This is a genomic window from Streptomyces auratus, assembly GCF_050433025.1.
Lineage (GTDB): Bacteria > Actinomycetota > Actinomycetes > Streptomycetales > Streptomycetaceae > Streptomyces > Streptomyces sioyaensis.
In genome coordinates this window covers 3,494,579-3,520,456 of sequence record NZ_JBNGCB010000001.1, presented here as the reverse complement: position 1 = coordinate 3,520,456, position 25,878 = coordinate 3,494,579, and the positions used below count along the sequence as shown (strand labels likewise).

24 protein-coding genes and 1 tRNA gene are annotated in these 25,878 nt (G+C 72.6%); 14 read left to right on the top strand and 11 right to left on the bottom strand.

Annotation, left to right across the window (positions count from 1 at the left end):
• Nucleotides 1-110 precede the first annotated feature (110 nt).
• Entirely contained in the window at nucleotides 111-1,829 is a 1,719-nt protein-coding gene (locus tag BKA18_RS15100) for an MBL fold metallo-hydrolase (protein ID WP_366046757.1), read from the top strand.
• A 142-nt stretch (nucleotides 1,830-1,971) separates the two neighbouring features.
• Here BKA18_RS15100 and BKA18_RS15095 read toward each other — a convergent pair whose 3' ends face one another.
• The gene (locus tag BKA18_RS15095) at nucleotides 1,972-3,393 is read right to left on the bottom strand and encodes an MFS transporter (RefSeq protein WP_366046758.1); all 1,422 of its coding nucleotides are present in this window, start codon (nucleotides 3,391-3,393) and stop codon (nucleotides 1,972-1,974) included.
• Nucleotides 3,394-3,727: 334 nt separating this feature from the next.
• Here BKA18_RS15095 and BKA18_RS15090 point away from each other — a divergent pair, with 334 nt between their 5' ends.
• The 4 genes from BKA18_RS15090 to BKA18_RS15075 all read left to right on the top strand — a co-directional run bounded on the left by BKA18_RS15090 (nucleotide 3,728) and on the right by BKA18_RS15075 (nucleotide 7,403).
• A complete protein-coding gene (locus tag BKA18_RS15090; protein ID WP_231976897.1) occupies nucleotides 3,728-4,261 on the top strand; it encodes an AMP-binding protein in 534 nt (177 codons plus the stop codon).
• Nucleotides 4,262-4,844: 583 nt separating this feature from the next.
• Nucleotides 4,845-5,930 (top strand): hypothetical protein, encoded by a 1,086-nt coding sequence (locus BKA18_RS15085; RefSeq protein WP_429638414.1) that lies wholly within the window; start codon nucleotides 4,845-4,847, stop codon nucleotides 5,928-5,930.
• A 552-nt stretch (nucleotides 5,931-6,482) separates the two neighbouring features.
• Complete coding sequence (locus tag BKA18_RS15080; protein WP_366046799.1) at nucleotides 6,483-6,947, top strand: MepB family protein; 465 nt, start codon at nucleotides 6,483-6,485, stop codon at nucleotides 6,945-6,947.
• Nucleotides 6,948-7,139: 192 nt separating this feature from the next.
• On the top strand, nucleotides 7,140-7,403 hold the full coding sequence (locus tag BKA18_RS15075; protein WP_366046760.1) for a hypothetical protein: 264 nt from the start codon (nucleotides 7,140-7,142) through the stop codon (nucleotides 7,401-7,403).
• Between the two features lie 41 nt (nucleotides 7,404-7,444).
• On the opposite strand, the gene mscL is transcribed toward BKA18_RS15075, so the two are convergent.
• From mscL to BKA18_RS15045, 6 genes are all read right to left on the bottom strand, one after another.
• On the bottom strand, nucleotides 7,445-7,942 hold the full coding sequence (gene mscL / locus BKA18_RS15070) for a large conductance mechanosensitive channel protein MscL (protein WP_366046761.1): 498 nt from the start codon (nucleotides 7,940-7,942) through the stop codon (nucleotides 7,445-7,447).
• Nucleotides 7,943-8,224: 282 nt separating this feature from the next.
• A complete protein-coding gene (locus BKA18_RS15065; protein WP_366046762.1) occupies nucleotides 8,225-8,503 on the bottom strand; it encodes a hypothetical protein in 279 nt (92 codons plus the stop codon).
• Between the two features lie 139 nt (nucleotides 8,504-8,642).
• Nucleotides 8,643-9,476, bottom strand: a complete 834-nt coding sequence (locus tag BKA18_RS15060) for an S-methyl-5'-thioadenosine phosphorylase (protein ID WP_040900602.1) — start codon at nucleotides 9,474-9,476, stop codon at nucleotides 8,643-8,645.
• 115 nt (nucleotides 9,477-9,591) lie between these two features.
• Nucleotides 9,592-9,927: an FmdB family zinc ribbon protein gene (locus BKA18_RS15055; RefSeq protein WP_366046763.1), complete on the bottom strand. Its 336-nt coding sequence runs from the start codon at nucleotides 9,925-9,927 to the stop codon at nucleotides 9,592-9,594.
• Nucleotides 9,928-10,040: 113 nt separating this feature from the next.
• A complete protein-coding gene (locus BKA18_RS15050) occupies nucleotides 10,041-11,342 on the bottom strand; it encodes an MFS transporter (RefSeq protein ID WP_366046764.1) in 1,302 nt (433 codons plus the stop codon).
• 307 nt (nucleotides 11,343-11,649) lie between these two features.
• On the bottom strand, nucleotides 11,650-13,185 hold the full coding sequence (locus BKA18_RS15045; protein ID WP_366046765.1) for a potassium/proton antiporter: 1,536 nt from the start codon (nucleotides 13,183-13,185) through the stop codon (nucleotides 11,650-11,652).
• Nucleotides 13,186-13,346: 161 nt separating this feature from the next.
• Here BKA18_RS15045 and BKA18_RS15040 point away from each other — a divergent pair, with 161 nt between their 5' ends.
• Nucleotides 13,347-16,073, top strand: a complete 2,727-nt coding sequence (locus BKA18_RS15040; RefSeq protein WP_366046766.1) for a penicillin acylase family protein — start codon at nucleotides 13,347-13,349, stop codon at nucleotides 16,071-16,073.
• A gap of 96 nt (nucleotides 16,074-16,169) precedes the next feature.
• Here BKA18_RS15040 and BKA18_RS15035 read toward each other — a convergent pair whose 3' ends face one another.
• Nucleotides 16,170-16,763 carry a 5-formyltetrahydrofolate cyclo-ligase gene (locus BKA18_RS15035; RefSeq protein WP_281424940.1) on the bottom strand — a complete coding sequence of 198 codons (594 nt, stop codon included), beginning with the start codon at nucleotides 16,761-16,763 and terminating at the stop codon, nucleotides 16,170-16,172.
• Nucleotides 16,764-16,874: 111 nt separating this feature from the next.
• On the opposite strand from BKA18_RS15035, the gene galU reads away from it, so the two are divergent.
• The 8 genes from galU to BKA18_RS14995 all read left to right on the top strand — a co-directional run bounded on the left by galU (nucleotide 16,875) and on the right by BKA18_RS14995 (nucleotide 22,779).
• Nucleotides 16,875-17,777 carry a UTP--glucose-1-phosphate uridylyltransferase GalU gene (gene galU, locus BKA18_RS15030; protein ID WP_006605075.1) on the top strand — a complete coding sequence of 301 codons (903 nt, stop codon included), beginning with the start codon at nucleotides 16,875-16,877 and terminating at the stop codon, nucleotides 17,775-17,777.
• A gap of 4 nt (nucleotides 17,778-17,781) precedes the next feature.
• Nucleotides 17,782-19,098, top strand: a complete 1,317-nt coding sequence (gene glp / locus BKA18_RS15025) for a molybdotransferase-like divisome protein Glp (protein ID WP_366046767.1) — start codon at nucleotides 17,782-17,784, stop codon at nucleotides 19,096-19,098.
• A gap of 59 nt (nucleotides 19,099-19,157) precedes the next feature.
• Nucleotides 19,158-19,640, top strand: coding sequence for a cyclic pyranopterin monophosphate synthase MoaC (moaC, locus tag BKA18_RS15020; RefSeq protein WP_366046768.1), 483 nt, complete (start codon nucleotides 19,158-19,160; stop codon nucleotides 19,638-19,640).
• Complete coding sequence (locus BKA18_RS15015) at nucleotides 19,637-20,140, top strand: MogA/MoaB family molybdenum cofactor biosynthesis protein (RefSeq protein WP_006605078.1); 504 nt, start codon at nucleotides 19,637-19,639, stop codon at nucleotides 20,138-20,140. The genes moaC and BKA18_RS15015 overlap by 4 nt, the downstream gene beginning before the upstream one ends.
• Nucleotides 20,141-20,154: 14 nt before the next feature.
• The gene (locus BKA18_RS15010; RefSeq protein WP_235449850.1) at nucleotides 20,155-20,769 is read left to right on the top strand and encodes a GNAT family N-acetyltransferase; all 615 of its coding nucleotides are present in this window, start codon (nucleotides 20,155-20,157) and stop codon (nucleotides 20,767-20,769) included.
• 151 nt (nucleotides 20,770-20,920) lie between these two features.
• Nucleotides 20,921-21,964, top strand: a complete 1,044-nt coding sequence (sepX, locus tag BKA18_RS15005; protein WP_366046770.1) for a divisome protein SepX/GlpR — start codon at nucleotides 20,921-20,923, stop codon at nucleotides 21,962-21,964.
• A 75-nt stretch (nucleotides 21,965-22,039) separates the two neighbouring features.
• Nucleotides 22,040-22,112: transfer RNA gene (locus tag BKA18_RS15000), tRNA-Ala, on the top strand.
• Nucleotides 22,113-22,188: 76 nt separating this feature from the next.
• The gene (locus BKA18_RS14995; RefSeq protein ID WP_366046771.1) at nucleotides 22,189-22,779 is read left to right on the top strand and encodes an AsnC family protein; all 591 of its coding nucleotides are present in this window, start codon (nucleotides 22,189-22,191) and stop codon (nucleotides 22,777-22,779) included.
• 136 nt (nucleotides 22,780-22,915) lie between these two features.
• Here BKA18_RS14995 and BKA18_RS14990 read toward each other — a convergent pair whose 3' ends face one another.
• From BKA18_RS14990 to BKA18_RS14980, 3 genes are all read right to left on the bottom strand, one after another.
• On the bottom strand, nucleotides 22,916-23,467 hold the full coding sequence (locus BKA18_RS14990; RefSeq protein ID WP_366046772.1) for a M23 family metallopeptidase: 552 nt from the start codon (nucleotides 23,465-23,467) through the stop codon (nucleotides 22,916-22,918).
• A gap of 133 nt (nucleotides 23,468-23,600) precedes the next feature.
• On the bottom strand, nucleotides 23,601-24,863 hold the full coding sequence (locus tag BKA18_RS14985) for a glycosyltransferase (protein ID WP_366046773.1): 1,263 nt from the start codon (nucleotides 24,861-24,863) through the stop codon (nucleotides 23,601-23,603).
• Nucleotides 24,864-24,960: 97 nt separating this feature from the next.
• Nucleotides 24,961-25,740, bottom strand: a complete 780-nt coding sequence (locus BKA18_RS14980; protein WP_366046774.1) for a MerR family transcriptional regulator — start codon at nucleotides 25,738-25,740, stop codon at nucleotides 24,961-24,963.
• Between the last annotated feature and the right edge of the window lie 138 nt (nucleotides 25,741-25,878).

The following is a 25,878-nucleotide window of genomic DNA, read 5'->3' as shown; positions in this document are numbered from 1 at the left end:
GCCCCTCGGCGTACCTAATGTACGTACATCCGTGCATCCGCACAACGCACCCTGCCCGGACGGGTCCCGGCCCGGCCGCCGGACGGGCCCGCACACTCTGGAGGCCGACCGTGCACTTCGCGCAGTACTACCTCGACTGTCTGTCCCAGGCGTCGTATCTGATCGGCGACGAGACCACCGGACGGGCCGTGCTCGTCGACCCGCGCCGCGACACCGACGAATACGTGCGTGATGCGGAAGCCGCCGGTCTGCGCATCGAACTCGTCGTCGAGACGCACATTCACGCCGACTTCCTCTCCGGGCACCTCGAACTCGCCCGTGCCACCGGCGCCACCGTCTGTTTCGGCGAGGCCGCCGAAACCGGCTTCCCCATACGGCGGTTAAGGGACGGCGAGCGCATCCTGCTCGGTGGAGACGACGGCGACGGGGTCACCCTCACCGTCCTCGCCACCCCCGGCCACACCCTTGAATCCATCTGTCTGGTCATCCGCGAACACCCCGACGACGAGGTGCCGTTCGGCGTGCTGACCGGCGACACCCTCTTCGTCGGCGATGTCGGCCGCCCCGATCTGCTGTCCGCCGCCGGGCACTCACCGCAGGACATGGCCGCCCGGCTGCACCACTCCCTGCACACCAAACTGCTGGCCCTCCCGGACGCGACCCGGGTCTTTCCCGCACACGGCGCCGGATCCGCCTGCGGCCGCAGTCTCTCCACCGAGACCAGCTCCACCATCGGCGACCAGCGGCGTCTCAACTACGCCCTGCAGCCCATGCCGGAGGCCGACTTCGTGCGGCTGGTCACCGCGGGCCAGCCCGCCACCCCCGGCTACTTCGCCCACGACGCGGCCCTCAACCGCGACGGCCACCCCCTACTGGAGCCCGGCCCGCCCGCCGCCCTCACCTTGGACGAGGCCCTCGCGGCCCGCGAGCGACAGGGCGCCGCCCTCCTCGACTGCCGCCCGCTGACCGCCTACACCCGCGCGCACCTGGCCGGTTCGTTCCATACGAGCCTGGACACGCGGTTCGCGGAGTACACCGGCAGCGTGCTCGCCCCGGGCACCCCGATCGTCCTGCTCGCCGACCCCGGCGCCGAGCAGGAGGCCCGCCTCCGCCTCGCCCGCATCGGCTACGACCACGTTCTTGGGCATCTGCCCGACCCTGCGGCCGTACTGGAGCGCTGTCCTGCGCTCATCCGCCGCAGTCATCGCATCCGTTACGAGGAACTGCTGGGGGAGCAGGGCTGGGTGAGCGGTGGAGCGTCGGGCGGGGGAGGGCCGGTGGGGGAGGAGACGGCTGGCGAGGAGGCGGGCGGAGAGGAGTTGGGCGGAGAGGAGTTGGGCGGAGAGGAGTTGGGCGGCTCGGAGGTGCCCGGTGAGGTGTTGGGCGGCGTCGAGTTGGCCGATCGCGAGCCGGGCGGTCGTGAGGCGTGCGGTGGCGGGGCGGACTGTGACGAGCTGGGCGGTGGCGAGCCGGGCGGTCGTGAGGCGTGCGGTGGCGAGGCGGACCGTGGCGAGCCGGGCCGTGGCGAGCCGGTGGGCCGTGGGGCAGCCGGCCGTGGCGCGGGGGGCTCGTGGCCGGCCGGTGTCCAGTTGATCGATGTCCGCAACCCGGCCGAGTACGAGGCGGGGGCCCTCCCCGGAGCCCGCAACATCCCGCTGGCCGGCCTCCGGCACCGCATCGGCGAACTGGACCCGGACCGCCCGGTGGTCCTGTACTGCCGCAGCGGCAACCGGTCGGTGATCGCGGCGGCCCTTCTGGAGGCGCACGGGTTCGGGGACGTGTGCGATGTGGTGGGGGGCTACGAGGCGGTGGCGGCGGCCGCGGTGTGAGCGGCACCGGAGGGCCCGCCCCGTGGGCACTCCCGTCCCAGTCGCTCGGCCTGGCCCCGTGGACGCCACGGCCCCAGCCGCCCGGCCTGCCCCGCGGAGGCCACGGCCCCAGCCACCCCGGCCTGCCCTGTACGGCTCCAACTCAGCCGCTCCGGTGGACGCCCCTGCCCCGGCCGGCCCGGCTACGTAGGCGCTCGCGCACCCGGGGGACCAGCACCATGAGAACGAGGACCGCGGCGCCGGCCAGGCAGGCGACGGCGGGGAGCGCCAGCGCCGGGCGGGCGCCGCTGCCCGTTCCGGCACTGCTGACGCCTGTTCCGCCGGCCCCGGTGACGCCGCCCGTCCCGCCCCCGGTGACGGCGAGCCAGATCCCCGCCGTCGCGGTCAGCGCCGCCTTCGTCACCCCGGACGCCTCGCCCACCCGCGCGCGGCGTACCACCGCCTGGGTGCCGGTGAGAGCCAGGCCGCCGGCCACGCCCAACGCCCCCGCGCCCACCGTCGACGCCATCAGCAGCGCGGGGGCGCCCGCACCGTACGCGACCCACCCCAGCACGGCCGCGGCGAGGGCCAGGCAGCCGGCCATCACCGGCACGGCGGCCGCGGGCCGCACCCGGCCGGCCGCCGGGCCGCCGACCGCCAGCGCGACGGCGGGCGCAAGAAACGCCACCCCCGCATCCCGCACCGACCACCCCTGATCCCGCTGGAGCACCCACGGCACCACGTACAACAGCGCCACGGTCGCGGAGTTGGCGACCGCCCCGCCCGCGGTCAGCGCCACGTACGGGCGGTTGCGGAACAGCGCAAGGTCCACCAGCGGCGCGGGGGAACGCCGTTCGGCCCGTACGAAGAGCGCGCCGAGCGCCGCCGCACCCATCGCCCAGCCCCAGGCCGCGGGATGCTCCAGCCAGCGGACGAGGCAAACCAGCGCGCCCGTGGCGGCGGCCGCACCGGCGGTGTCGAAGCGCTGCCGGGCCTGTGGATCACGGGATTCCGCCGCCCGGCGGGCGCACAGAGCGGCGGCCAGGGCAAGGGGCACGGCCAGCCAGAAGACCGCCCGCCAGGAGACGGACCGGGCGAGCACACCGCCGATGAACGGGCCGCAGACGGTGGCCAGTCCGGCCAGCCCCAGTGCCCGGCCGGTCGCCCGTCGCCCCTGCCCCGGCGGACAGGCATGGGTCAGCAGGGCCAGCCCGGCCGGCATGAGCAGCGCACCGCCCGCACCCTGGAGCACCCGCGCCGCCACCAGCAGCGGCAGCGACGGCGCGAGCGCGCACAGCACGGCGGCGACGCCGAAGAGCGCCGTGCCGAGCGTCAGCATCCGGCGCCGCCCGTGGAGGTCGCCGAGGCGGCCGGCCACCGGCATCAAGGAACCGGCGGCGAGGAGATAGCCGCTGACGATCCAGGGGGTGGCGGCCGCGGAACCGTGCAGCTCGTCGCGGACGACGGGGAGCGCCGGATTCAGTGCGAAGGCGTCCAGTTGGACGCAGCAGGCGCCGGTGGCGAGGGCGGCCTGCGCCCAACGGGCCGGCCGGCCCAGGCGCGGGCGCTGTGCGGATGGGGGCATGACGGGCATCGAGCCGCCTCTCAGGTGCCCTCTCGCACGTGCGGGAGGGAAACGGGAAAAAGAATGGGGTGAGAGGGGATGGAGTGCACCGAAGAGGGGCATGAGTGCCGGGGCGGGCTGCGCGCACGGCCGGAGGAATCCGGGGCGGTGCGCCGGGGCCGGAATGGCGTGCCGGGTCGGAGCGAGGTGCCGGCACAGTCCGCGGCGAGGAGCCGGGAGGGTCTGGCCTGAGGTGCTGCCGCGCGGGTGCGGGAAGGGCGGGCGCGGGCCCGTACAACGGACGTTCAGCGATCGTTGATCGGCGATCTCCAAGCTGGTCCGCATGTTGCGCCGTGTGACTTCAGAGCATGCAGATGACGCCAGAGAACTGCAAGAGCCGCAGGCGTCGCGGATCGCCCTCACCTGGAACGGAGAACCCGGACGCCAGGAGGAGCTGACGCACGGCATGCTCCTCGACCAGGCCGTGCGAGCCGCGGCCGCACTCAGCCGGCTCGGGGTACGGGCCGGCGACCGGGTCGCGGTACACCTGCCGCTGGTGCCCGAATCCGTGATCGCCACGCTCGCCTGCGGGCGGTTAGACGCGATACGCACCACGCTGCCGGTCTCGCTGACGGTGCCCGAACTGGTCGCGCGGACCCAAGAGTCCTCCGCCCGGGTGCTGATCACGGCCGATGCGGCGTTCTGGGACGGGGCGGTACGTCCGGTGAAGGCGCTGCTGGACCATGCGCTGGCACGGGGTGCGGCCTCGGGCGGTGTACCGGACCGAAAGGTGCTGGTGGTGAACCGGTGCTCGCGCCCGGTCTCCTGGAAGCCGGGCCGCGATCAGTGGTGGCACGAGGCCCTGGGCATGCCGACCGTTCCCTGCTGACGAACGGCGGCCCCGGGGGGCATGGCGCGGGTAACCGGGGCCCGGGGGCAGCCCCTGGGGTCCGTAGCCGAGGGGGCGCGGGCCGGGCGATGGTGGCTGAGGCGGCCTGGCCAGGGCGAGCGTGGCCGAGGTGGGTGCGGGGATGGCGCACAGCCGGGGGAGGTGCGGGCCTGGCGATCACGGCCGTGGGGGCGGCCGTAATCCCGGCGGAGGGGGCGCGGCGGCGATCGTGCCGAGGCCGGCGCGGGCCCGCCGACCACAGCCGAGCCGGTCGGAGCTCCGGCCACCTGGCCGAGGCAGGCGCGGCCAGGAGGCCAGAAGAGGCCTGCGTGGCTAGGGGAGCGCAGTTCTGGCAGGCGCGGCCTCGTTCGCCGCCCTCGCTGCGGAGGAGACGCGCGGACCCCGTCCGCGGACGGGGAGCGGCCCTCACCCACTAAGGCCACAAAACAGGACCATTGCTCTATATCCACCTAGCGTGGGCTCCGTGCCACAGCCATCAGACGCCCCAGCAGCCTCGGGAGTGGACCCGGGGGACATAGCGGCGCCGCCCCGGCCCAGATCCCTGGCGGTCCGCGCGACGTTGATGGGCTCGGTCGCCGCGCTCCTGCTGAGCGCCGCCATCGTTCTGGGCAGCCGCATGCTGCGGGACTTCGACTCCGCACTCCTCCCCTACGCCGTGGCCACGGTCTTCCTCGCCTTCGGCATCGCCTACCGCTGCACCGTCCGATGCAGCGATCCGGCCGCCCGCCGTCCCCACAGGCAGGCCCGCCCCACCCTCTTCTCCAAGGACGCACGCTCCAGGAAAGACGCCACCAGGGTGGAAATATCCAGCGCGGACGCCCCACCCGCGGACGCCCCAAGCACAGACGCCCCAAGCGCAGGCGTCGCAAGCGCAGAATTCCCGAACGCAGAAATCCCAAGCGCGGACGTCTCCAGCGACGGCAGCCCCAGGCCACGCAGCCCCAGGCAACCCAGCCCCAGGCCAGGCCTCTCCAGAGTCGGCAGCCGCGACGAAAGCCTCTCCGAGGAAGATCTCCGCAGCCTTCCCGAGGAAGATCCCCGCCGGGCATCCGCCGCGCTGCCCCGGGAGACCGTCGCGGGTCTCGGTTTCCGGAAATTCGTCGGCGCGCACTCGGCCGCTCGCTGGGTCGCCCACCAACTCCTCTTCTGGGGCTGCCTTCTGGCAGTGCTCATCAGCATCCCGCTCGTCTGGGGATGGCTCACCTTCACCGCGGCCACCGGGCCCGGGCCGGGACCCGGTTATGACATGCGGATCTGGGGCTTCAGAGTCATCGGCTTCGACTCCTCCGACGTCGTCGGCTGGATCGTTTTCCACGGGCTCGACCTCGCCGCCCTGCTCGTCATCGCGGGCGCCGGATACTTCCTGTGGCGACGCCTACGGGACCGTGCGGCCGCACCCGGAGCACGTGTCGCCTATGACCTCGTTCCGTTGCTCGCCCTCCTCGTCGTCTCCGTCACCGGACTTCTGCTGACGTTCTCGGCGCTCTTTCTGCACGGCGGCGGCTATCGGCTCCTGGCGCTGCTGCACATGGCGTCGGTGGTGTTCACCCTCGTTTACCTGCCGTTCGGGAAGTTCTTCCACCCCGTACAGCGGTCCGGCCCGGCCGGCGGAAAGCCGTTCGCCCGTGCCGCCCGGCTGGACGAATAACCCCTTCCCTGAGCCGTCGCGGTGAACTCCCCGGCTCCGCCCCGTACTTCGAGAATTCCCCGATCGGAAAGGCCGGTGCCCAATGGCTCCCCATGAGAACGCACACTCCCGCCATTCGCTCCCCGGCTCCGACCGGAATCGGCCCCACAAACGCAGCCATGCCTCGCAGAGCCCACCGACCCGGCCCCACGACGGCCATCGCCCGCACCCCATACCCACGCACGACAAGGGCCGCTGAGCCGGGCGGAATCCGGGTACGGCCGCGGTCGTACGGCCGCCCGGAGCGCTCCCCGGGCGGTGGCCCGAAGCACTGCCCGCCCAGATCACTGCCCGGACGGCTACCGGGGCAGGGCCCCGCTCCCTTCTCGCGGCCCACCGGTATCCCGCCCCCCGGCCCACCGGTATCCCGCCGAGGGGCCCGGCGACCAGCGATGGCAGGATGCCGGAATGGCGACATATTCCGGGGCACCTTCGGACCACGGCCCCACAGTTCCCACACCGTGGCCGGACGGAGAATCGCTGCACGGTGAGCTTCTTGCGGCGAAGGCATCGGTGTACGACCCGTGCGGATTCGTCTGTTCGCGGCCGGTGCCCGAAGCCGAGAGCGCCGAGTACGCGGCGCATGAATTCACTCTCGACGGCTCCTCCGTCAGGTTTCGGGTGGGCAAAACAACGCCGACGAAGGTCGGCCAGTTCGTCACGGTGTGGAAGCGGCGCCCCGGCGGGCCGATTGAACCCTTCGATTCCTCGGACCCGGTCGATCTCTTCGTCATCAGCACCCGCGACGGCGAGCGGTTCGGGCACTTCGTCTTTCCGCGGGAGGTGCTCTGCGAGCGGGGCATCGTTTCCCGGAACGGGGCCGGTGGAAAGCGGGCCTTCCGCATCTATCCGCCGTGGGTGGAGACCACCAGCCGCCAGGCCCGAAGTACGCAGGCGTGGCAGGTGAAGTACTTTCTGCCGATCCCCGAGGACGGTCCCGTCGACGCGGCCCGTGCACGGGCGCTCCATCACCGGTGAGCGACGATCCCGTCGGGGAGGCTGAAGGCGGTCGCTGCCGGCCCGCCTTCCCGTATCGCGGTCCCTTCCGGCCCGCCCTCCCACATCGGGTGCGCTGAGCACGGCATAGCCCGCGGTCGCCCGCCGCCAAGGGAGCCGCGGGCGGCCCGCGCCGGTCGGTAGCCGCATCCGGGCCGGCCGTACCCTGGACGGGTGAGCACCACCCCCGAACACGAGCCGGCCGCCGCGCCCCAGGACGCCTCCGCCGCCGAACAGGCCGCCGAGCCCGCGCCCGCCGCGCGCCCGGCCCGCAAGCCCGCGCCCCGCAAGCCCGCGGCGCGGCTGATCTTCGACGATCCGCTGAACCAGCAGTCCTCGGACGACACCGACCGCGGCTGGGGCGAGCGCCCCAGTGGCGGGGACAGCGCCGCCGACCTCGCCCGCTTCCTCGACGAAAAGCCGCCCCACCACCTCTGAGCGAGGCGACGGGGCGGCTTCGGCCGGCCGTTCGGCGCCTGCTACTCGCGCGTCTTCTGGATGCCGATGGTGCGCGAGGGCACGGGCATCGTGCCGTGGTGCTGCGCGATCAGCGCATCGCGGATCTCCGTCAGCAGCTCGATCTCGGTCGGGCCCAGCGGGGCCTCGTCCGCGGGCTTCCTGGCCGCCTGGCGCTCCTTCCACTTGTTTATCGGAAGGATCATGAGGAAGTAAACGACCGCGGCGGTGATCAGGAACGTCAGGGCGGCGCTGAGCACGGAGCCCCAGAGGATGTAGATGCCGTCGGTGAAGGCGCCCGTCTTGGAATCCGTGGCGCAGGTTGCGGTCAGACAGGACTGGTAATGATCGAGGTTCTGTGAGCCGAGCGCACCCACCAGGGGGTTGATGATCCCCTTCACCACCGCGTTGACGATGTTCGTGAATGCCGCACCGACGACGACCGCCACCGCGAGTTCGATGACGTTGCCGCGCATCAGGAATTCCTTGAATCCCTGCAGGACGCCCTTGCTCTCGCTCACCTGACAGCCTCATTCCTTGCTCACTACACACGGTGCACCGACGTTCAGCACCGCAACTTACGTCAGAGCAGGGCGGAGGTGTCCAGTCCTGCCGCGCCGACCGGCGACCGGCGACAGCGTGGGTGCGGGTCGGGCGGAGGGGGCCGCTCCTGCGGTCCGGGTGGGCAGAGAGCGCGGTACCGGGGCGCTGGGCGGGCCGCCACGGGCGCACGGCAGCCGCTCTGCCACTCGCAGCAGTGTCACGTGACCCGGCTGCCGAAGCCACTCGATCTTGAAGCATGGTCACCGCCTGCCCACGGCCGTCGGCGAGGGGCAGCCGGCGGCGGGAGTGGCTCGTACGGCGCCGTACGACGCGCCGCCGGCCAGTACCGCGGCGGCCGTCGCCAGTCCGGCGGCCAGCAGGCGCCGCCGCCCGGTCCGGCCCAGCCGGGGCCGGCCGCCTCCGGCCCGCACCGGTGGGAAGTGCGGCACCTCACACGGCGGGGGAGCGGGAAGCGGAGGGGAGAGGAGATCGGAGTCGGTCGGAGGAGAGGGAGCGGACGGGGTAAGGGACATCGACATCTGGGCACCGCCTGGGGTGAGGGGTTCGGAGAACCGGCGATCACCACCGTGCCGGAGTCCGCGCCGGCCCGCTCCAGGCTGTGTACGACCCCGCCCCTGTGGACAACTCGGCCACCCCGAAGGGTGAGGCCGCGTCGCGTTACGGCAGTTCGATACCCAGGTCCCAGCCCGCGTGGGCGTCGGTGCACAGGCAGTTGCGGGCGGCGTTGTCGGGGAGTGCGGCGACCGCGTCGAAGAGGACGTCGCGCAGCCGGTCCACGTTCTGCGCGAAGACCCGGAAGACCTCTTCGTGGGAGACGCCATGGCCGGTCTCGGTGCCCGCGTCCAGGTCGGTGACCAGCGTCAACGAGGTGTAGCACAGGCTCAGTTCACGGGCCAGGACGGCCTCGGGGTGCCCGGTCATGCCCACCACCGACCAGCCCTGCGCGGCGTGCCAGCGCGATTCGGCGCGGGTCGAGAAGCGGGGACCCTCGATGACGACGAGGGTGCCGCCGTCCACCGGCTCCCAGTCCCGGCCGCGGGCCGCCGCGAGGGCGGCCTCCCGCCCGGTGGGGCAGTACGGGTCGGCGAAGGTCAGATGGACGACGTTGGGGGTGCTGCCGTCCGGCAGCGTCTCCCCGTCGAAGTAGGTCTGCGTCCGGGCCTTGGTGCGGTCCACGAGCTGGTCGGGGACGAGCAGCGTGCCGGGGCCGTACTCGGGGCGCAGCCCGCCGACCGCGCACGGGCCGAGGACCTGGCGCACGCCGAGCGAGCGCAGCGCCCACATGTTGGCGCGGTAGTTGATGCGGTGCGGCGGGAGATGGTGGCCGCGGCCGTGCCGGGGCAGGAAGGCGACCTTGCGGCCGGCGATCTTCCCCAGGAAGAGCGAGTCGCTGGGGCGCCCATAAGGGGTGTCCACCGTGACCTCGGTCACGTCGTCGAGGAAGGAGTAGAACCCCGAGCCGCCGATTACGCCAATCTCCGCTTCAGCCATGCCGGTCACACTATCGGGGCGCGGTGTCGTGGGGCATAAGGGTGACGCGGACGAAAGCAACCCGTAAGACAGCGGGCCCCGCCGTCGGTGACGGCGGGGCCCGGAACGCTGTGGGTCAGGCTGCGGAGCTGGTGCCCGAGCTGCTGCCGGAGGACGAGGCGGCGGGAGCTGCGGCCTTGGTCTCGGAGCTGCCGGACGAGGAGCTCGACGAGTCCGAGGAGGACGCGGTGCCGGACGTGGCGGGGGTCTTCGCGGGGCTGCTGCTGGACGACGAGCCGCGGCTGTCGTTGCGGTAGAAGCCGGAGCCCTTGAAGACGATGCCGACCGCGGAGAACACCTTCTTGAGGCGTCCGTTGCAGCTGGGGCACTCCGTGAGCGCGTCGTCGCTGAACTTCTGCACCGCCTCGAGGCCCTCGCCGCACTCGGTGCACTGGTACTGGTAGGTCGGCACTTGTCTTCCTCCTGGCACTCTCACTCGATGAGTGCTAACGACGCTCCATCTTGCAGTATTCCTGGCCATCAGTCCACCGTGACCGGCGCAACGGTGACCGACTCCACGTCCGTTCAGGCGCGCGCCAGCTCCCGCTCCCGGTCCTCGGCGCCGGCGCCGGCCCGGTCCGGGACGTGCTGAGTGACGGCGCCGGCACCCGCGGCCGAGCCGCGCGGCAGCAGGTGGGCGCGGAGCGCCAGCAGCACGGTGCAGGCCAGCGCCGTACCGGTCAGCGGCACCAGGAATCCGCTGCTCGGCCCGAAGCCGTCCGCGAGCTGACCGGCCGAGGTGGCCGCGGCCGCCTGGCCCAGCGCGACCGCACCGGTCAGCCAGGTGAAGGCCTCGGTCCGGGCGGCGGCCGGCACCAGCGTCTCCACGAGGGTGTAGCCGGTGATCAGGGCCGGGGCGATGCACAGGCCGACGACCAGGCCGACGGCGCCCAGCAGCGGCACCGCGGTCACCGCCCACAGCGGGGTCGTGGCCAGCGCGAGCAGCCCGTAGGCGACCAGCAGCCGGCGCCGCGGGCCGACCTTCCAGGCGATCGCGCCGCAGGCGATACCGGCGAGCATGTTGCCGCCCGCGAAGATCCCGTAGAGCACGCCGTTGATGCCGGGCTGCCCGATGTGCTGGGTGAACGCGGTCAGCGAGACCTGCATCCCGCCGAAGACGGTGCCGATGCCGAGGAACGCCACGATCAGGACGCGTACGCCGGGCACCGACAGCGCCGAGACGCGCGGCCGGTCGCCGGCCCCGGCCCGGTGCACCGCCGGCTGGCTGCGCTTCTGCGCGGCGAACAGCAGCCCGCCGGCCAGGGTCAGCGCGGCCTCGGCGATCAGCCCGGCCGCCGGGTGGATGCCGGTGCACAGCGCCGTGGCCAGCACCGGGCCGACCACGAAGGTGAACTCGTCGGTCACCGACTCGAAGGCGGCGGCCGTCGGCATCAGCGGGCTGCCGCCGAGCCGGGCCGCCCAGCGGGCCCGCACCATCGGGCCGACCTGCGGCGTCGAGGCGCCCGTGGGGACGGCCACCGCGAGCAGCGCCCACAGCGGGGCGTGCGCCAGGGCGAGGGTGATCAGGGCCACGACGCCGGCAGTGTGCGCCAGTACGCCGGGGAGCAGCACCGCGCGCTGGCCGAAGCGGTCGGCGAGCCTGCCACTCTGCGGGGCGAACAGCGCCATCGAGACGCCGGTGGTGGCGGAGACCGCGCCCGCGGTGCCGTACGAGCCGGTGGTGGACTGGACGAGCAGCACGATGCCGATGGTCAGCATGGCGAAGGGCTGCCGGGCCAGAAAGCCGGGCAGCAGGAATGTCCATGCACCAGGGGTGCGGAGCAGTGATCCGTAACCGGAACGGGAGTCCTTGACCGCGGATGCCACGGCCGGGCCTTTCTGCCGCCTGGTAGCGCGCCACCCGCGAGGTCGTCACGGATGCGCGCCGAGAGCTGTCCTCTCGCGCAGGACCGAGTGATACCGCGTGGTCCGCACCGGAGAGGTGGCTGCGTGGGGCAGAGGACCGCGGCCGCCGAGCGGTCGCGCCAGCTCTGCGTCAGGCAGAGTTGGTTCGTCTATGTGCCTCTTCATACTACAGGCCGCAGCGCGGGAAGCCCTGGGATCGGGCAGGACTTCCCGGGAATTTCCTTAGGATCCGTGGAGATGTGCAGCACATTTCCGGGTCCGCGGCCGCTCAGCGTGAGTCGTGCCGCCGCCCCGGGGAGCCATGGATGCCCAGCCAGCCGGCCAGCTTGCCGCCCTGGGAAACCGCCTGCAGCCGCCGCTCGGCAGTGTCGCGCACCGGGTCGGTGGCGACCACCAGCAGCTCGTCGCCGCGGCGCAGCACCGTCGTGGGCGCGGGGACGAAGCTGGTGCCGTCCCGTACGACGAGGGTGACCGCGGCGCCCGCGGGCATCCGCAGCTCACCGACCTCGACGCCGTGCATACGGGACGTCGGGCCGATGGTGGTCGACAGCAGATGGCCGCGCAGCCGCTCCAGCGGCGCCGATTCGATGCCCAGGTCGGCGGCCTCCTCGCCGTCGCCCAGCCGCAGCCGCCGGGCGAGCCAGGGCAGCGTCGGCCCCTGGACGAAGGTGTAGATGACGACCAGCACGAAGACGATGTTGAAGACCCGCTCGCTGCCGGGCACATGGGTCACCATCGGGATGGTCGCCAGCACGATCGGGACCGCACCGCGCAGCCCGGCCCAGGACAGCAGGGTCTTCTCCTGCCACGGCATCCGCCACGGCAGCAGCGCCACGAACACGGACATCGGCCGGGCCACGATCGTCAGGATCATGCCGATCAGCAGCGCGGGCACGATGTCGTCGAGCAGGTTGTGCGGGGTCACCAGCAGCCCCAGCAGGACGAACATGCCGATCTGGCCGATCCAGCCGAGGCCTTCGGCGAAGCCGCGGGTGGCCGGGGCGTGCGGCAGTTTGGCGTTGCCGAGGATCACCGCGGCCAGATAGACGGCGAGGAAGCCGGACCCGTGCGCCAGCGCACCGGCCGCGTACGCGGAGACCGCGATGGCCATGACGGCGATCGGGTACAGGCCGGACGCGGGCAGCGCGACGTGCCGCATGGCGTAGGCGCCGAGCCAGCCTATGGCCAGTCCGATGGCGGCGCCGATCAGCAGCTCCAGGGCGATCGTGCCGAGCAGGACGTACCAGGGGCCGACCCTTCCCACGGCGGAGAAGGCGACGACGAGGATGACGACGGGGGCGTCGTTGAAGCCGGATTCGGCCTCCAGGATGCCGGTCAGCCGGGCCGGCAGCGGCACATTGCGCAGTACGGAGAAGACGGCCGCGGCGTCGGTGGAGGACACCACGGCGCCGATCAGCAGCGCCTGGCGCCAGTCGAGTCCGGCCAGATAGTGCGCGCCGGCCGCGGTGACCCCCACGCTCACCGCGACGCCGACCGTCGACAGCGCCGCCGCCCTTGGCAGCGCCGGTTTGATCTCTTTCCACTTGGTGCCCAGGCCGCCCTCGGCGAGGATCACGACCAGTGCGGCATAGCCGAGGAGTTGGGTCAGTCCGGCGTTGTCGAAGACGACGCCGCCGGGGCCGTCCTGCCCGATGGCGATGCCTATCCCCAGGTAGATGAGCAGGCTGGGGAGCCCGCTGCGCGAGGAGACCCGTACCGCGGCCACCGCGATGAGCAGTACGAGCGAGCAGATCAGCAGGAGTTCGTTGAGGTGGTCGACAGTCAGGAGCTGATCCTTTCGCACAGGTGCCGGAGCGCTTTTCCTTAACGTATCTAGTTACTGAGACTAACAATTTACCATTACTTGAAGGTTGGATGTGCTGGCGGTGACTCCGCGTAGGGGTCGCCCAACCCGTGCGCCTATGGTTGCTCCAGCACTCCCACCCTGCCCCTCGAAGGACAGAGATGCCCGCCAACAAGTCCGGCCCAGTCCCCAGGAAGAAGAAGGGGCGGCGCGGCCGCCTCGTCGCGATCACGGTCGTGCTGCTGCTCGTGGCGGGCATCGGCTTCGGCGCGTTCTGGGGTGTCAGTACCGTCCGGGCCTCGTTCCCGCAGACCACCGGCTCGCTCAAAGTCCCGGGTCTGACCAACCCGGTGGACGTCACCCGCGATGCCAACGGCATCCCGCAGATCTACGCGGACACCGACGAAGACCTCTTCCGCGCCCAGGGATACGTCCAGGCGCAGGACCGCTTCTGGGAGATGGACGTCCGGCGGCACATGACCGCCGGCCGGCTCTCGGAGATGTTCGGCAAGAGCCAGGTCAAGACCGACTCCTTCCTGCGCACCATGGGCTGGCACCGGGTGGCGCAGAAGGAGTACGACACCAAGCTGTCGCCCGCCACCAAGAAGTACCTCCAGTCCTACTCCGCGGGCGTCAACGCCTACCTCAAGGACCACGAGGGATCCGCGCTGTCCCTGGAGTACGCGGCGCTGGACTTCCAGAACGACTACAAGCCCGAGAAGTGGACGCCGGTCGACTCGGTGGCCTGGCTCAAGGCGATGGCCTGGGACCTGCGCGGCAACATGCAGGAAGAGATCGACCGGTCCCTGATGACCAGCCGCTTCAGCCCGGCGCAGATCAATCAGCTGTACCCGGCATACCCGTACAAGCGGAACAAGCCGATCGTCGAAGGCGGTTCGGTCGACCCGGCCACCAAGCAGTTCAAGCCCGGCGCGGCGGCCAACGCCGCCCCCGCGGGCGCCGCGGGCGCGCTGACCGGCTACCAGTCGCAGCTGTCCTCGCTGTCCAAGACACTCGACAAGGTGCCCGCGCTGCTCGGCCCCAACGGCAACGGCATCGGCTCCAACTCCTGGGTCGTCTCCGGCGCCCACACCACCACCGGCAAGCCGCTGCTCGCCAACGACCCGCACCTGGCACCGCAGATGCCCTCGCTCTGGTACCAGATGGGCCTGCACTGCCGCACCACGAGTCCCAAGTGCAACTACGACGTCTCCGGCTTCACCTTCTCCGGTATGCCGGGCGTCGTCATCGGCCACAACCAGGACGTCTCCTGGGGCATGACCAACCTCGGCGCGGACGTCACCGATCTGTACCTGGAGAAGGTCGACGCCGACGGCTACCTCTACGACAACCGGCAGCAGCCCTTCGTGACCCGCAAGGAGACCATCAAGGTCGCCGGCGGTGCGAGCCGCGAGATCACCGTGCGCTCCACCAAGAACAACGGGCCGATCGTCTCCGACCGCGACAACGAACTGGCCGGTGTCGGCAAGGACGCCCCGGTCGGCAACGCCGCCCCGGACCGCGGCGACGGCTACGCCGTCTCGCTGCGCTGGACCGCGCTGAACCCCGGCAAGTCCATGGACGCCGTCTTCGAACTCAACCGCGCCAAGAACTGGACCGACTTCCGCAAGGCCGCCGGGCACTTCGAGGTCCCGTCCCAGAACCTGATCTACGCCGACACCAAGGGCAACATCGGCTACCAGGCCCCGGGCCAGATCCCGGTCCGCGGCAAGGGTGACGGCGGCTTCGACGGCACCTACCCGGCACCCGGCTGGGACCCGAAGTACCAGTGGACCGGCTATGTCCCGCAGAAGTCCCTGCCGTACGAGTACAACCCCAAGCGCGGCTACATCGTCACCGCCAACCAGGCCGTCACCGACGAGAAGTACCCCTACCTCCTCACCAAGGACTGGGGCTACGGCTCCCGCAGCCAGCGGATCAACGACCTGATCCAGTCGAAGATCAAGGACGGCGGCAAGGTCTCCACGGACGACATGCAGGCCTTCCAGAAGGACAACAGCAGCGAGATCGCCCGGCTGCTGACGCCCTACCTGACGAAGATCGACATCAAGGACAAGTACGTCCGCGACGCCCAGCAGCTGCTGGAGGGCTGGGACTTCACCCAGGAGCCCGACTCCGCCGCGGCCGCCTACTTCAACGCCGTCTGGCGCAACACCCTCAAGCTCGCCTTCGGCAACAAGATGCCCAAGGAGCTGCGCCCCGAAGGGCAGTGCCTGACCGTCCGCCCGGCCGACGAGACCGGTCCCGCCGACGAGAACGACAAGTACGTCCGCGAATGCGGCGAGCGGGCCGGCGACACCGCCCAGCCCGACGGCGGCGACAGCTGGTACGAGGTCGTCCGGGGCATCCTCGACGACCCCAACAACGCCTGGTGGAAGACCGAGGACCGGCCCGGCCGCCCCGGTGACAAGAACCGCGACCAGCTCCTCGCGCACGCCATGGCGGACGCGCGCTACGAGCTGACCTCCAAGCTGGGCAAGAACATCGACAACTGGAGCTGGGGCCGGCTCCACCAGATGTTCCTGAAGAACCAGACGCTGGGCACCGACGGCCCCGGCATGCTGCAGGGCCTGTTCAACCGCGGTCCCTGGAACGTCGGCGGCGGCGAGGCCGCGGTCGACGCCACCGGCTGGAACGCCGCCGGCGGCTACAACGTCACCTGGGTCCCGTCGATGCGGATGGTGGTCAACCTCGCCGACCTCGACAAGTCCCGCTGGATCAACCTCACCGGCGCCTCCGGGCACGCCTACGACGCCCACTACTACGACCAGACCGACAAGTGGGCCAAGGGCGAACTGCTGCCCTGGGCGTACAGCGAGGACGCCGTCAAGAAGGCGGGCAAGGACACCCTGACGCTGTCGCCGTAGGGGCGGGCGGCGCGCGCCGCCGCTGATCTCCGCACCGTAGGGGCGGGCCGGAACAACCCGGTCCGCCCCTACGGCTTCCCGGTGGCGGGACGTGCTTCAGCCCTCTGTACGGGCCCCCGGCGCCGCGAACCGGTGCACCCCCGACGGGGTCACCGCGGCATGGACATGCCGGTCGTGCGGCTCGGCCGGCACCTCGGCCAGCAGCTCCGCGTCATAGAGCAGCACCACCAGCGACGTCCGCGCACCGGCCCGCTCCAGCCGCGCCAGCACCCGGTCGTAGGAGCCGCCGCCGCGCCCCAGCCGCAGCCCCGTACGGTCCACGGCGAGCCCCGGCAGCAGCACCACGTCCGCCTCGGTGACGGCCTCGGGGCCCCGCCGCGGCCCGGCCGGCTCCAGCAGCCCGCGGCCCGCCCGGACGAGCCGCTCGGCGCCCTCGTAGTCCGCCCAGTCCAGATCGTTGTCCGCCAGCAGGACCGGCAGCAGCACCCGCACCCCGGCCGCCCGCAACCGGTCCAGCAGCGCGCGGGTGGAGGGCTCACCGCCGATGGAGACGTACGCGGCGACGGTGCGCGGGGAGCCGGTCGCGGCCAACTCGGCCAGCTCCAGTGTGTGCCGGGCCAGCGCCTCGCCCGTCGACGCGAGGACATCCGGCGGCAACGCACTCCTCACCTCCAGGAGGTCCCGTCGCAACCTGCGCTTTCTACCGTGATCCACGCTCACTTGTGTGCCCTTGCTCCCGCTCTTGTGCCTTTTCGCCGTACCCTCATCATCATTCCGATAGGGCCGGTTATGGTGTCGCGCATGACCCCATCGCACACGCGGATCAGCAAGGCTGTCATCCCCGCAGCCGGCCTCGGCACCCGGTTTCTCCCCGCCACCAAGGCCACGCCCAAGGAGATGCTCCCGGTCGTCGACAAGCCCGCCATCCAGTACGTGGTGGAGGAGGCGGCCGCCGCCGGACTCTCCGACGTCCTGATGGTGACCGGCCGCAACAAGCGCCCCCTCGAAGACCACTTCGACCGCAACTACGAACTCGAAGAGGCCCTGCACCGCAAGGGCGACGAGTCCCGCCTCGCCAAGGTCCAGGAGTCCAGTGACCTGGCGACCATGCACTACGTACGCCAGGGCGACCCCAGGGGCCTGGGCCACGCGGTGCTGTGCGCCGCGCCACACGTCGGCGACCAGCCCTTCGCCGTCCTCCTCGGCGACGACCTGATCGACCCCCGTGACCCGCTGCTGGCGCGCATGGTCGAGATACAGGCGCAGTACGGCGGCTCGGTCATCGCCCTCATGGAGGTCGACCCGGCCCAGATCCACCTCTACGGCTGCGCGGCCGCCACCCCCACCGGCGACGACGACGTGGTGAGCGTCTCCGACCTGGTCGAGAAGCCCGATCCGGCCGAGGCCCCCAGCAACCTCGCCATCATCGGCCGCTACGTCCTCGACCCGGCCGTCTTCGAGGTGCTGCGCAAGACCGCCCCGGGCCGCGGCGGTGAGATCCAGCTCACCGACGCCCTCCAGGCGCTGGCCGCCGACCCCGCCCTCGGCGGCCCGGTGCACGGCGTCGTCTTCAAGGGCCGCCGCTATGACACCGGTGACCGCGGCGACTATCTGCGTGCCATTGTCCGACTCGCATGCGAACGTGAAGACCTCGGCCCGGACTTCCGGTCCTGGCTTCGCAGTTACGTGACCGAGGAGATGTAAAACGTTGAACGGCACCACCGGCCAGACCCGCCACCAGGACCGCGTCTGGTCGGTGGACGAGCATCTCGACGACGTCCTGTCGAAGATCGCCCCGCTCGACCCGATCGAGCTGCAACTCCTCGACGCCCAGGGCTGCGTCCTGGTCGAGGACATCACGGTCCCGGTCGCCCTGCCGCCGTTCGACAACAGCTCCATGGACGGCTATGCCGTCCGCGCCGCCGACACCGCGTCCGCCACCCAGGACGCCCCGGTCCCCCTCACCGTCATCGGGGACATCGCGGCCGGCCCCGGCGAGCTGCCGTCCGTCGGCCCCGGCCAGGCCGCCCGCATCATGACCGGCGCCCCGCTGCCGCCCGGCGCCGATGCCGTCGTCCCCGTCGAGTGGACCGACGGCGGAGCGGGCGAGGGCCCGGCCGCCGAGATGCGCGCCCACAGCGCCGCCCCGCAGGACGCCGGCGGCGAGGTCCGCGTCCACCGCCCGGCCGCCGCCGGCGCCCATATCCGCACCCGCGGCAGCGATGTCACCGAAGGCGAGCCGGCCCTGGCGGCGGGCACGGTCCTCGGCCCCTCCCAGATCGGCCTGCTCGCCGCCCTCGGCCGCGGCACGGTCCGGGTACGGCCCCGCCCCCGCGTCGTGGTGCTGTCGACCGGCAGCGAACTCGTCCAGCCCGGCGAGGCGTTGGGCCCCGGCCAGATCCATGACTCCAACAGCTTCCAGCTCACCGCCGCCGCCCGCGCCGCCGGCGCCCTCGCCTACCGCGTCGGCGCCGTCGCCGACGACGCCGAGACCCTCCGCTCCACTCTTGAGGACCAGCTCATCCGGGCCGACCTCCTCGTCACCAGCGGCGGCGTCAGCGTCGGCGCCTACGACGTGGTCAAGGAGACCCTGACCGCGCTGTCCGCAGAGGAGGGGACGGTCGAGTTCCGCAAACTTGCGATGCAGCCCGGCAAGCCCCAGGGCTTCGGCCTCATCGGCCCCGACCGCATCCCGCTGCTCGCCCTGCCCGGCAATCCGGTCAGCTCCTACGTCTCCTTCGAGCTGTTCGTACGCCCCGCCCTCCGCACCCTCATGGGCCTGTCCGACGTCCACCGCCCCACCCTCCGCGCCCGGATCACCGACGCGATCGCCTCCTCGCCCAAGGGGCGCCGCCAGTTCCTGCGCGGCTCCCATGACGCCGAGGCCGGCACGGTCGCCCCCGTCGGCGGCGCCGGCTCCCACCTGATCAAGGCCATGGCACACGCCAATGCGCTGATCGTCGTCCCCGAGGAGGCCACCGAGGTCACCGCGGACAGCGAGGTGGACGTCGTCCTGCTCGGCTGAGCCGCTTCCGCCGGGGGTACGGTGTCGTCCCACAGGCGGCAGTTTTGACCGGGAGAACGATGAGCAGCGGCCAGCACCACCTCACCCATCTCGACGCGGCGGGCGCGGCGCGGATGGTCGACGTCTCCGCCAAGGACGTCACCGCCCGCACCGCCCGCGCCCACGGCCGGGTCCTGGTATCGCCGCAGGTCATCGAGTTGCTGCGGGGCGAGGGCATGCCCAAGGGCGATGCCCTGGCCACCGCCCGGATCGCCGGCATCATGGGCGCCAAGCGCACCCCGGACCTGATCCCGCTCTGCCACCCGCTGGCCGTCTCCGGCGTCACGCTCGACCTCTCCGTCGCCGACGACGCCGTCGAGATCACCGCCACCGTCAAGACCACCGACCGCACCGGCGTCGAAATGGAGGCGCTGACCGCGGTCTCCGTGGCCGCCCTCACCGTCGTCGACATGGTCAAGGCCGTCGACAAGGCCGCCGTCATCTCCGACATCCGCGTCGAGGAGAAGACCGGCGGCAAGTCCGGCGACTGGAGCCGGTCATGACCCCGGCCCGCGCCCTGGTCGTCACCGCCTCCAACCGCGCCGCGGCCGGCGTCTACGCCGACAAGGGCGGCCCGCTGCTCGCCGAGGGCCTGACCGCCATGGGCTTCGAGGTCGACGGCCCGCAGGTGGTCCCCGACGGCGACCCGGTGGAAGCGGCCCTGCAGGCCGCCGTCGCCTCGGCCCGCTACGCCGTCATCCTCACCACCGGCGGCACGGGCCTCTCGCCCACCGACCGCACCCCCGAGGCCACCCGCCGCGTCCTGGACTACGAGGTCCCCGGCATCCCCGAGGCGATCCGCGCCGCCGGCCGGACGAAGGTCCCCACCGCCGCCCTCTCCCGCGGGCTCGCGGGCGTCGCCGGTACGACCCTGATCGTCAACCTCCCCGGCTCGTCCGGCGGGGTCCGCGACGGCCTCGCCGTCCTCACCGACCTGCTGCCGCACGCCGTCGACCAGATCCGCGGCGGCGACCACCCCGGACCGTCCGGGAGCCCGAGCTGAACGCGTCCTGGCCCGTGGTCCTCACGGACGGAGAGGTCACCCTCCGCCCGATAAAGATGCGCGACCAACGGGCCTGGCGCGAGGTCAACCGCCGCAACCGCGACTGGCTGCGCCCCTGGGAAGCGACCATCCCGCCGCCCCCGCCCGGCCTCGTCCCGCCGCACCGCCCCACCTACCGCCAGATGGTCCGCCATCTCCGCGCCGAGGCACACGCCGGCCGGATGCTGCCGTTCGTCGTCGAGTACCGCGGAGAACTCGCCGGACAGCTCACGGTCGCCGGAATCACCTGGGGCTCCATGTGCTCCGGCCATATCGGCTACTGGGTCGACAAGGGAGTCGCCGGCCGCGGCGTCATGCCGACCGCCGTGGCGCTCGCCGTCGACCACTGCTTCCGCGCCGTGGGACTGCACCGCATCGAGGTCTGCATTCGGCCCGAGAACACCCCCAGCCGGCGGGTGGTCGAAAAACTCGGATTTCGCGAAGAGGGCATCCGCCCGCGCTATCTGCACATCGACGGCGCCTGGCGCGACCACGCGGTATACGCGCTCACCGCGGAAGAGGTACCCGAGGGCCTGCTCAACCGCTGGCGGCGGGAGAAACCCGGTGCCCCCGGCATGCCTCACAAATAAAATAAATGTTCGAAAAAATTCCGCGACCGAGCCGATAGGCGACCGCGCCGATCTCTACCATCACAAAAAAGTTCGAGATATCAGCCAGATCGTGCGACACACCGGCTCAATTGGCGGATGGCCCCCTGCAAACCCCTCTACCGTGTGAGTCGTGAGAAGCAGCGGCCTCATCTACGCAGTCATCGTCGGGGCCTGGGCTGCCTATTTGGTGCCGATGTGGCTCCGTAGGCAGGACGAGCTCAACGAGGCCCGTCCCACCGAGCGCTTCAGCACCGCCATCCGGCTGCTGTCCGGACGCGCGGCCATGCAGCGCCGCTACGACAAAGAGCGTGGGGAGTACCCCGCCGACGATGCGGGCGACGAAGTGGACCCGGACGCTCCGGCCGACGAGGCCGCCGCCCGGCCCTTCGGCGACCCCGCTGCGGCGGACGCGCCCGAGGCCCCCCGCACCCGCGTGCAGGCCGCCCCGCCGCGCCCCTCCGCCGCCGAGCGGACCAAGCGCGCCAAGGTCCTCGCCCGCCGCCGGCGCACCACCACCATCCTCTTCCTCGCTTTCACCGTCGGCGCCATCGTCGCCGCGGTCGGCGGCACGCCCTTCCTCTGGGCCCCCGCCCTCCCCGCCCTGCTCCTGACCGCCTACATCGTCTACTTGCGCGCCCAGGAGCGCCGCCGCTTCACCTTCACCATGGACCAGCGCAAGGCGGAGGCGGCAGCGCAGCGGCTGCGGGAGGGCCGCCGACGCCCTCACCAGGCGGCCGACCAGCCGCCCGCCGACGACCACCCGGCCGACGCCCGCACTGACGCCCCGGACGCCACCCCGGAACCGCCCCGGCCCGCCACCCCCGTCCACACCGCCGGCCGCCGCGCACTGGTGGAGGAGACCGACCACGCCGAGTGGGTCGACCAGCAGCGCGAACGCGAGCGCCCGCGCCCCGCGGCCGGCAGCTGGGAGCCCGTCCCGGTCCCCCTCCCCACCTACGTCACCGCCCCCGTCGCCCCGCGCGCCACCAGCCACGTCGACCTGGACGCCGAGGACGCCTGGAGCTCCGCACGCTCCAGCGCCGCCCCCGACCACCCCCAGTCCGACGCCCCTCAAGCGGACCGCCCCACCCACCCCGGCCGCCGCACCCGCGGCCGTACCCCGCTCTTCGACCAGTACGAGGACGAGGACCGCCCGCGCGCGGCGAACGAGTGACGGCGCTCCGCTGACCAGCACCGGAAGCGATTTCCGAGCACCGCGAACGAGATGCTAGAGTTTCACTCGTCGCAAGGGCCTGTGGCGCAGCTGGTAGCGCACCTCGTTCGCAACGAGGGGGTCAGGGGTTCGAATCCCCTCAGGTCCACAGCACGTCAAAGCCCCCACCGGGAATGTCCGGTGGGGGCTTTTTCCTGTGGTGCGGTGGTGGAGTGCGGCGTGGTGTGCTTCGCCTCGTCAGGGTCCTTGTGTGGGTGGTGGTCGGGCTCGTCGACAGTCGGCGGATCGGCATGCTCGACTGGTTCGTCCGCATCGACTGCACGCTGACCGCCGCCGACGCGCTGACCGCCGCCCTCGTGCAGCGGGACGACACCTCGTGGATCGCCCCGCTCGCCGGCGGGACGCGGCTGACCTGCATGGTCCGCACTCCGGACGCGGGATCGGACGGAGGACGACCGCTCTTCGACCACCTGCTCCGGACCCCGGGGATACGAGACGTCGAGGCGGGCTGTGTGCTGCGCGCGGTCGCCGGGGTCGGCGGCTGGGCAGGCCGGACGAGCGCGCTGGACGCGTCCGAGCAGGCGGCACTCCTCGGCCCCGCGCCGGAGCCACCGGACGGCCCGGAAGTCCCTGCCGAGGCGTCCGGCTGGGGTGGGGCGGAGGCGCGACTGGCGGGCGAACTGGCCCTGGACGGCCGGGCGGACGTGGCACGACTTGCCGCCGTCACCGGGTGGTCGGCCTCGACCGTGCGCCGCCGCGTCGCCGGGCTGCGTGCCGCTGGGGAGTATCGGGGTGGTGTTGGACTTCGGCCATGACGAGCGGGAACGGGCCCCTCGTCAGGTCCTCACGCCCCGCCCCCCCCGGTAGGGCCCCGGTGGACCCCGGGCGTCGCGGGCGCATCTCCAACTGCGCCCGGGTGGCGTGGGGTTGGGCCTGGCGGATGGGCGGTCGCTACCGGCGGAAGGGGCCGGAGGTGAGGCGTACGCCGTGTCTGGCCAGGTAGGACAGGGGGTTGATGTCCGAGCCGTAGCGGCGGCTGGTGCGGACCTCGAAGTGGAGGTGCGGGCCGGTGGCGCGGCCGGTGGCGCCGCTGTAGCCGAGGGGGGTGCGGGCGTGGACCTTCTGGCCGGGGCGGACGGTGATGCGGGAGAGATGGCCGAAGAGGACGTAGCGGCCGTCGTTCATGCGGATCGTCACGGCCTTTCCGTAGTCGCCCGAGCGCCGGGCCAGGACGACGGTGCCGGAGCCCACGGATCTGATCCGGGTGCCGGCGCGGACGGCGAGGTCGACGCCCGTGTGGTGGCCGGCGCGCCAGTGGCCGCGGACGCCGTAGGGCGAGCTGATGCGGTAGCGGGCGGCCGTGGGGTGCGTCCAGTGCTTGCCGGCGGAGGCGGCGAGGGCGGCCTGGGACGCCGCCAGGGTGAGGACGGATCCCAGGGCCGCCGGGGCTATGGCGTGCAGCAGCATTCTGCGCAGCGGGGTGCGGGTGCGGAACGTCGTCATACTTGCGAGCCCACGCCTTGTGGCGGGTGGACGCATCCCGGGGCCGGGCACCGGGCCGCCGAACAGGTGGCGCTTGGTCCGCCGGCCGGGTGGTTGCGGCAACGGCCGGGTGAGGCCGGCGGCCCGCGCGGCCTCATGCCGTCAGTCGGTCGACCGCCTCGGCCACTTCGCCGGCGCCGTCCTCGGCGGCGAGCCGGTGGGCGGCGGCGAGGGCGTGATCGCGGCGGGCGGCGGGGGCGGCGGTGGCCTGGGTGAGGGCGTGTGCCAGGCGGGCGGCGCCGTGCTCTGCGGACAGGTCCCGGAAGGGGATCGGGGCGGTGGCGACGCCCAGGGCTGCCAGGCGGGCGGCCCAGAAGGGCTGGTCGGCGGTGACCGGGACCGGGACGGTGGGGACCCCGGCGCGCAGCCCCGCGGCGGCGGTGCCCGCCCCGCAGTGGTGCACGACCGCGGACATCCGCGGGAAGAGCAGGGCGTGCGGGAGGGCGCCGACGGTGAGGAGGTCGGGGTGCTCGGGCGCGGTCAGGCCCGCCCAGCCGGACTGGAGGATGCCGCGGAGCCCGGCGCGGCGCAGAGCGTCCGCGGCGAGGGCGCCGAGCCGCTCGCCGTCGCCGCCCGCCATGCTGCCGAAGCCGAGGAAGACCGGGGGCGGTCCGGCGGCGAGGAAGTCCTCGACGACGGGCGGCAGGCGGGCGTCCGGGGCGTGCCAGGGCCACCAGTTCCCGACGACCTCCAGGCGGGCGGGCCAGTCCGCCGGGCGGGGCAGCAGGACCTCGCTGAAGCCGTGCAGGACCGGCCGGCCGGCGGCTTGTGTGCGGCGGCGGACCGTACGGGCCGTGGCGGGCGGCAGTCCGAGGCGGGTGCGCAGCTCGCGCGTCGCGTCGGCGTAGAGGCGGTCGAGGACGCGGAGCGAGAGCCGGCCGGCGGTGCGGTTGCCCCAGCGGCCCAGGGAGCGGCCGCCGCTGACGACCGGGGCGAAGTCGCCGGTGGGGGCGCCGGGTACGAGGGGCAGGTCCAGGGACGGGAGGTGCATCGCCTCGGCGAGGTGGTGGCCGAGCGGCGCGGTGGTGGTGGAGAGCAGAAGGAGGTCGGCGCCCTGGAGGGCGGCGTCCGCGAGGCCACCGCTCAGTTCCCGGAGGAAGGCGGCGGCCTTGCCCATGAGGGCGCGGGTGCCGCCAGGGCCTGCGGGCCGCGCCGGCTCGGCGGTGCCGGGGCGCGGGGCACGGGGGTCGGCCGGGAGCCGGCGGAACTCCAGTCCGGCGGCCCGGACGAGGGGGGCGTAGCTGTCGTGGGTGGCGAGGGCGACCTCGTGTCCGGCTTCGCGCAGCCAGGCGCCCACACCGGTGTAGGGGGCGACGTCGCCGTACGAACCGGCGGCCGTGAGGAGGATTTTCGGCATGGGTGGGTCGGCCTTCGGGTCAAGAGGGGTGGGGGAGAGCGCGGGTGGGGGGGGGGCTGCCGTGGGCGCGGGGCCCTGCGGATCCGCCGGGCGGGGCTCAGGCCGGTGACGACCGGCGTACGGCGTTGGCGTGTACGGCGGTGCGCAGGTACGGGGCGAGGCCGGGGCGTTGGGCGGTGGGCGGGACGACCAGGGCGAAGGCCCGGGGGTCGGCGGCGAAGTCGTCGGCGATCCGGCCGTGCATATCGGTGGGGCAGGGGGTGAACCAGCGGCTGATGTGCTGCCGGTGTTCTTCCGCGAGGTCCATGGCGCGCTCGCCGTCCGCCGGTTCCCCGGTGTCGAAGGCGGCGGTCAGTCGTAGCCGCCAGTCGGCGGCCTCGGCCATGATCGTCACCCAGTCCTCCTTGGAGTGTGTGGCGGCCCGCGCCATCGAGCGCTGATGGCCCTCGTGGTGCTGCCACTTCAGGTGGGCCTCGGTGGCGTAGGTGAGGTCGAAGGTCACCTCGCCGAAGACCTCGAACCGCTCCTCGGGCGTCAGCTCCACCCCGGTCTGCTGGACCTCCATGGCGTGCTCGGCGACCTCGACCAGCCGCTGGAGCGTGCTGATCTGTTCGGTGAGCAGGCGGTGCCGGGCGCGGAGGTGGTCCAGGGCGTTGGCCTGAGGGTCTTCGAGGATGGTGGCGATCTCGTCGAGGGGGAAGCCGAGTTCCCGGTAGAAGAGGATCTGCTGCAGCCGGGCCAGGTCGGCGTCGCTGTAGAGGCGGTAGCCGGCCGGGCTGCGGTCGCTGGGGGAGAGCAGGCCGGCCTTGTCGTAGTGGTGCAGGGTCCGCACCGTGATCCCCGCGAAACCGGAGACCTGCCCGACCGAGTAGCCCATCGCAGCGCCTTTCGTCCCGTCATGTCCGGCCGGCCCCGGGTGGTGTGGCGGTGGTGCCGCCGGCCGCCGGGCCGTGCCGTACTTCAGGGTGGAGCCTGACGTCGGGTGAGGGTCAAGCAGGCAGGGGCGTCCCGGCCG

Bases quoted from the DNA above. Each gene is read 5' to 3' on its own strand.
- BKA18_RS15015 (WP_006605078.1), top strand. From the start codon at position 19,637: ATGACCCCGGCCCGCGCCCTGGTCGTCACCGCCTCCAACCGCGCCGCG.
- BKA18_RS14985 (WP_366046773.1), bottom strand. From the start codon at position 24,863: ATGCCGAAAATCCTCCTCACGGCCGCCGGTTCGTACGGCGACGTCGCC.
- galU (WP_006605075.1), top strand. From the start codon at position 16,875: ATGACCCCATCGCACACGCGGATCAGCAAGGCTGTCATCCCCGCAGCC.
- BKA18_RS15095 (WP_366046758.1), bottom strand. From the start codon at position 3,393: ATGCCCCCATCCGCACAGCGCCCGCGCCTGGGCCGGCCGGCCCGTTGG.
- BKA18_RS15040 (WP_366046766.1), top strand. From the start codon at position 13,347: ATGCCCGCCAACAAGTCCGGCCCAGTCCCCAGGAAGAAGAAGGGGCGG.
- moaC (WP_366046768.1), top strand. From the start codon at position 19,158: ATGAGCAGCGGCCAGCACCACCTCACCCATCTCGACGCGGCGGGCGCG.
- BKA18_RS14990 (WP_366046772.1), bottom strand. From the start codon at position 23,467: ATGACGACGTTCCGCACCCGCACCCCGCTGCGCAGAATGCTGCTGCAC.
- BKA18_RS14980 (WP_366046774.1), bottom strand. From the start codon at position 25,740: ATGGGCTACTCGGTCGGGCAGGTCTCCGGTTTCGCGGGGATCACGGTG.
- BKA18_RS15060 (WP_040900602.1), bottom strand. From the start codon at position 9,476: ATGGCTGAAGCGGAGATTGGCGTAATCGGCGGCTCGGGGTTCTACTCC.
- BKA18_RS15085 (WP_429638414.1), top strand. From the start codon at position 4,845: ATGGGCTCGGTCGCCGCGCTCCTGCTGAGCGCCGCCATCGTTCTGGGC.
- BKA18_RS15065 (WP_366046762.1), bottom strand. From the start codon at position 8,503: ATGTCGATGTCCCTTACCCCGTCCGCTCCCTCTCCTCCGACCGACTCC.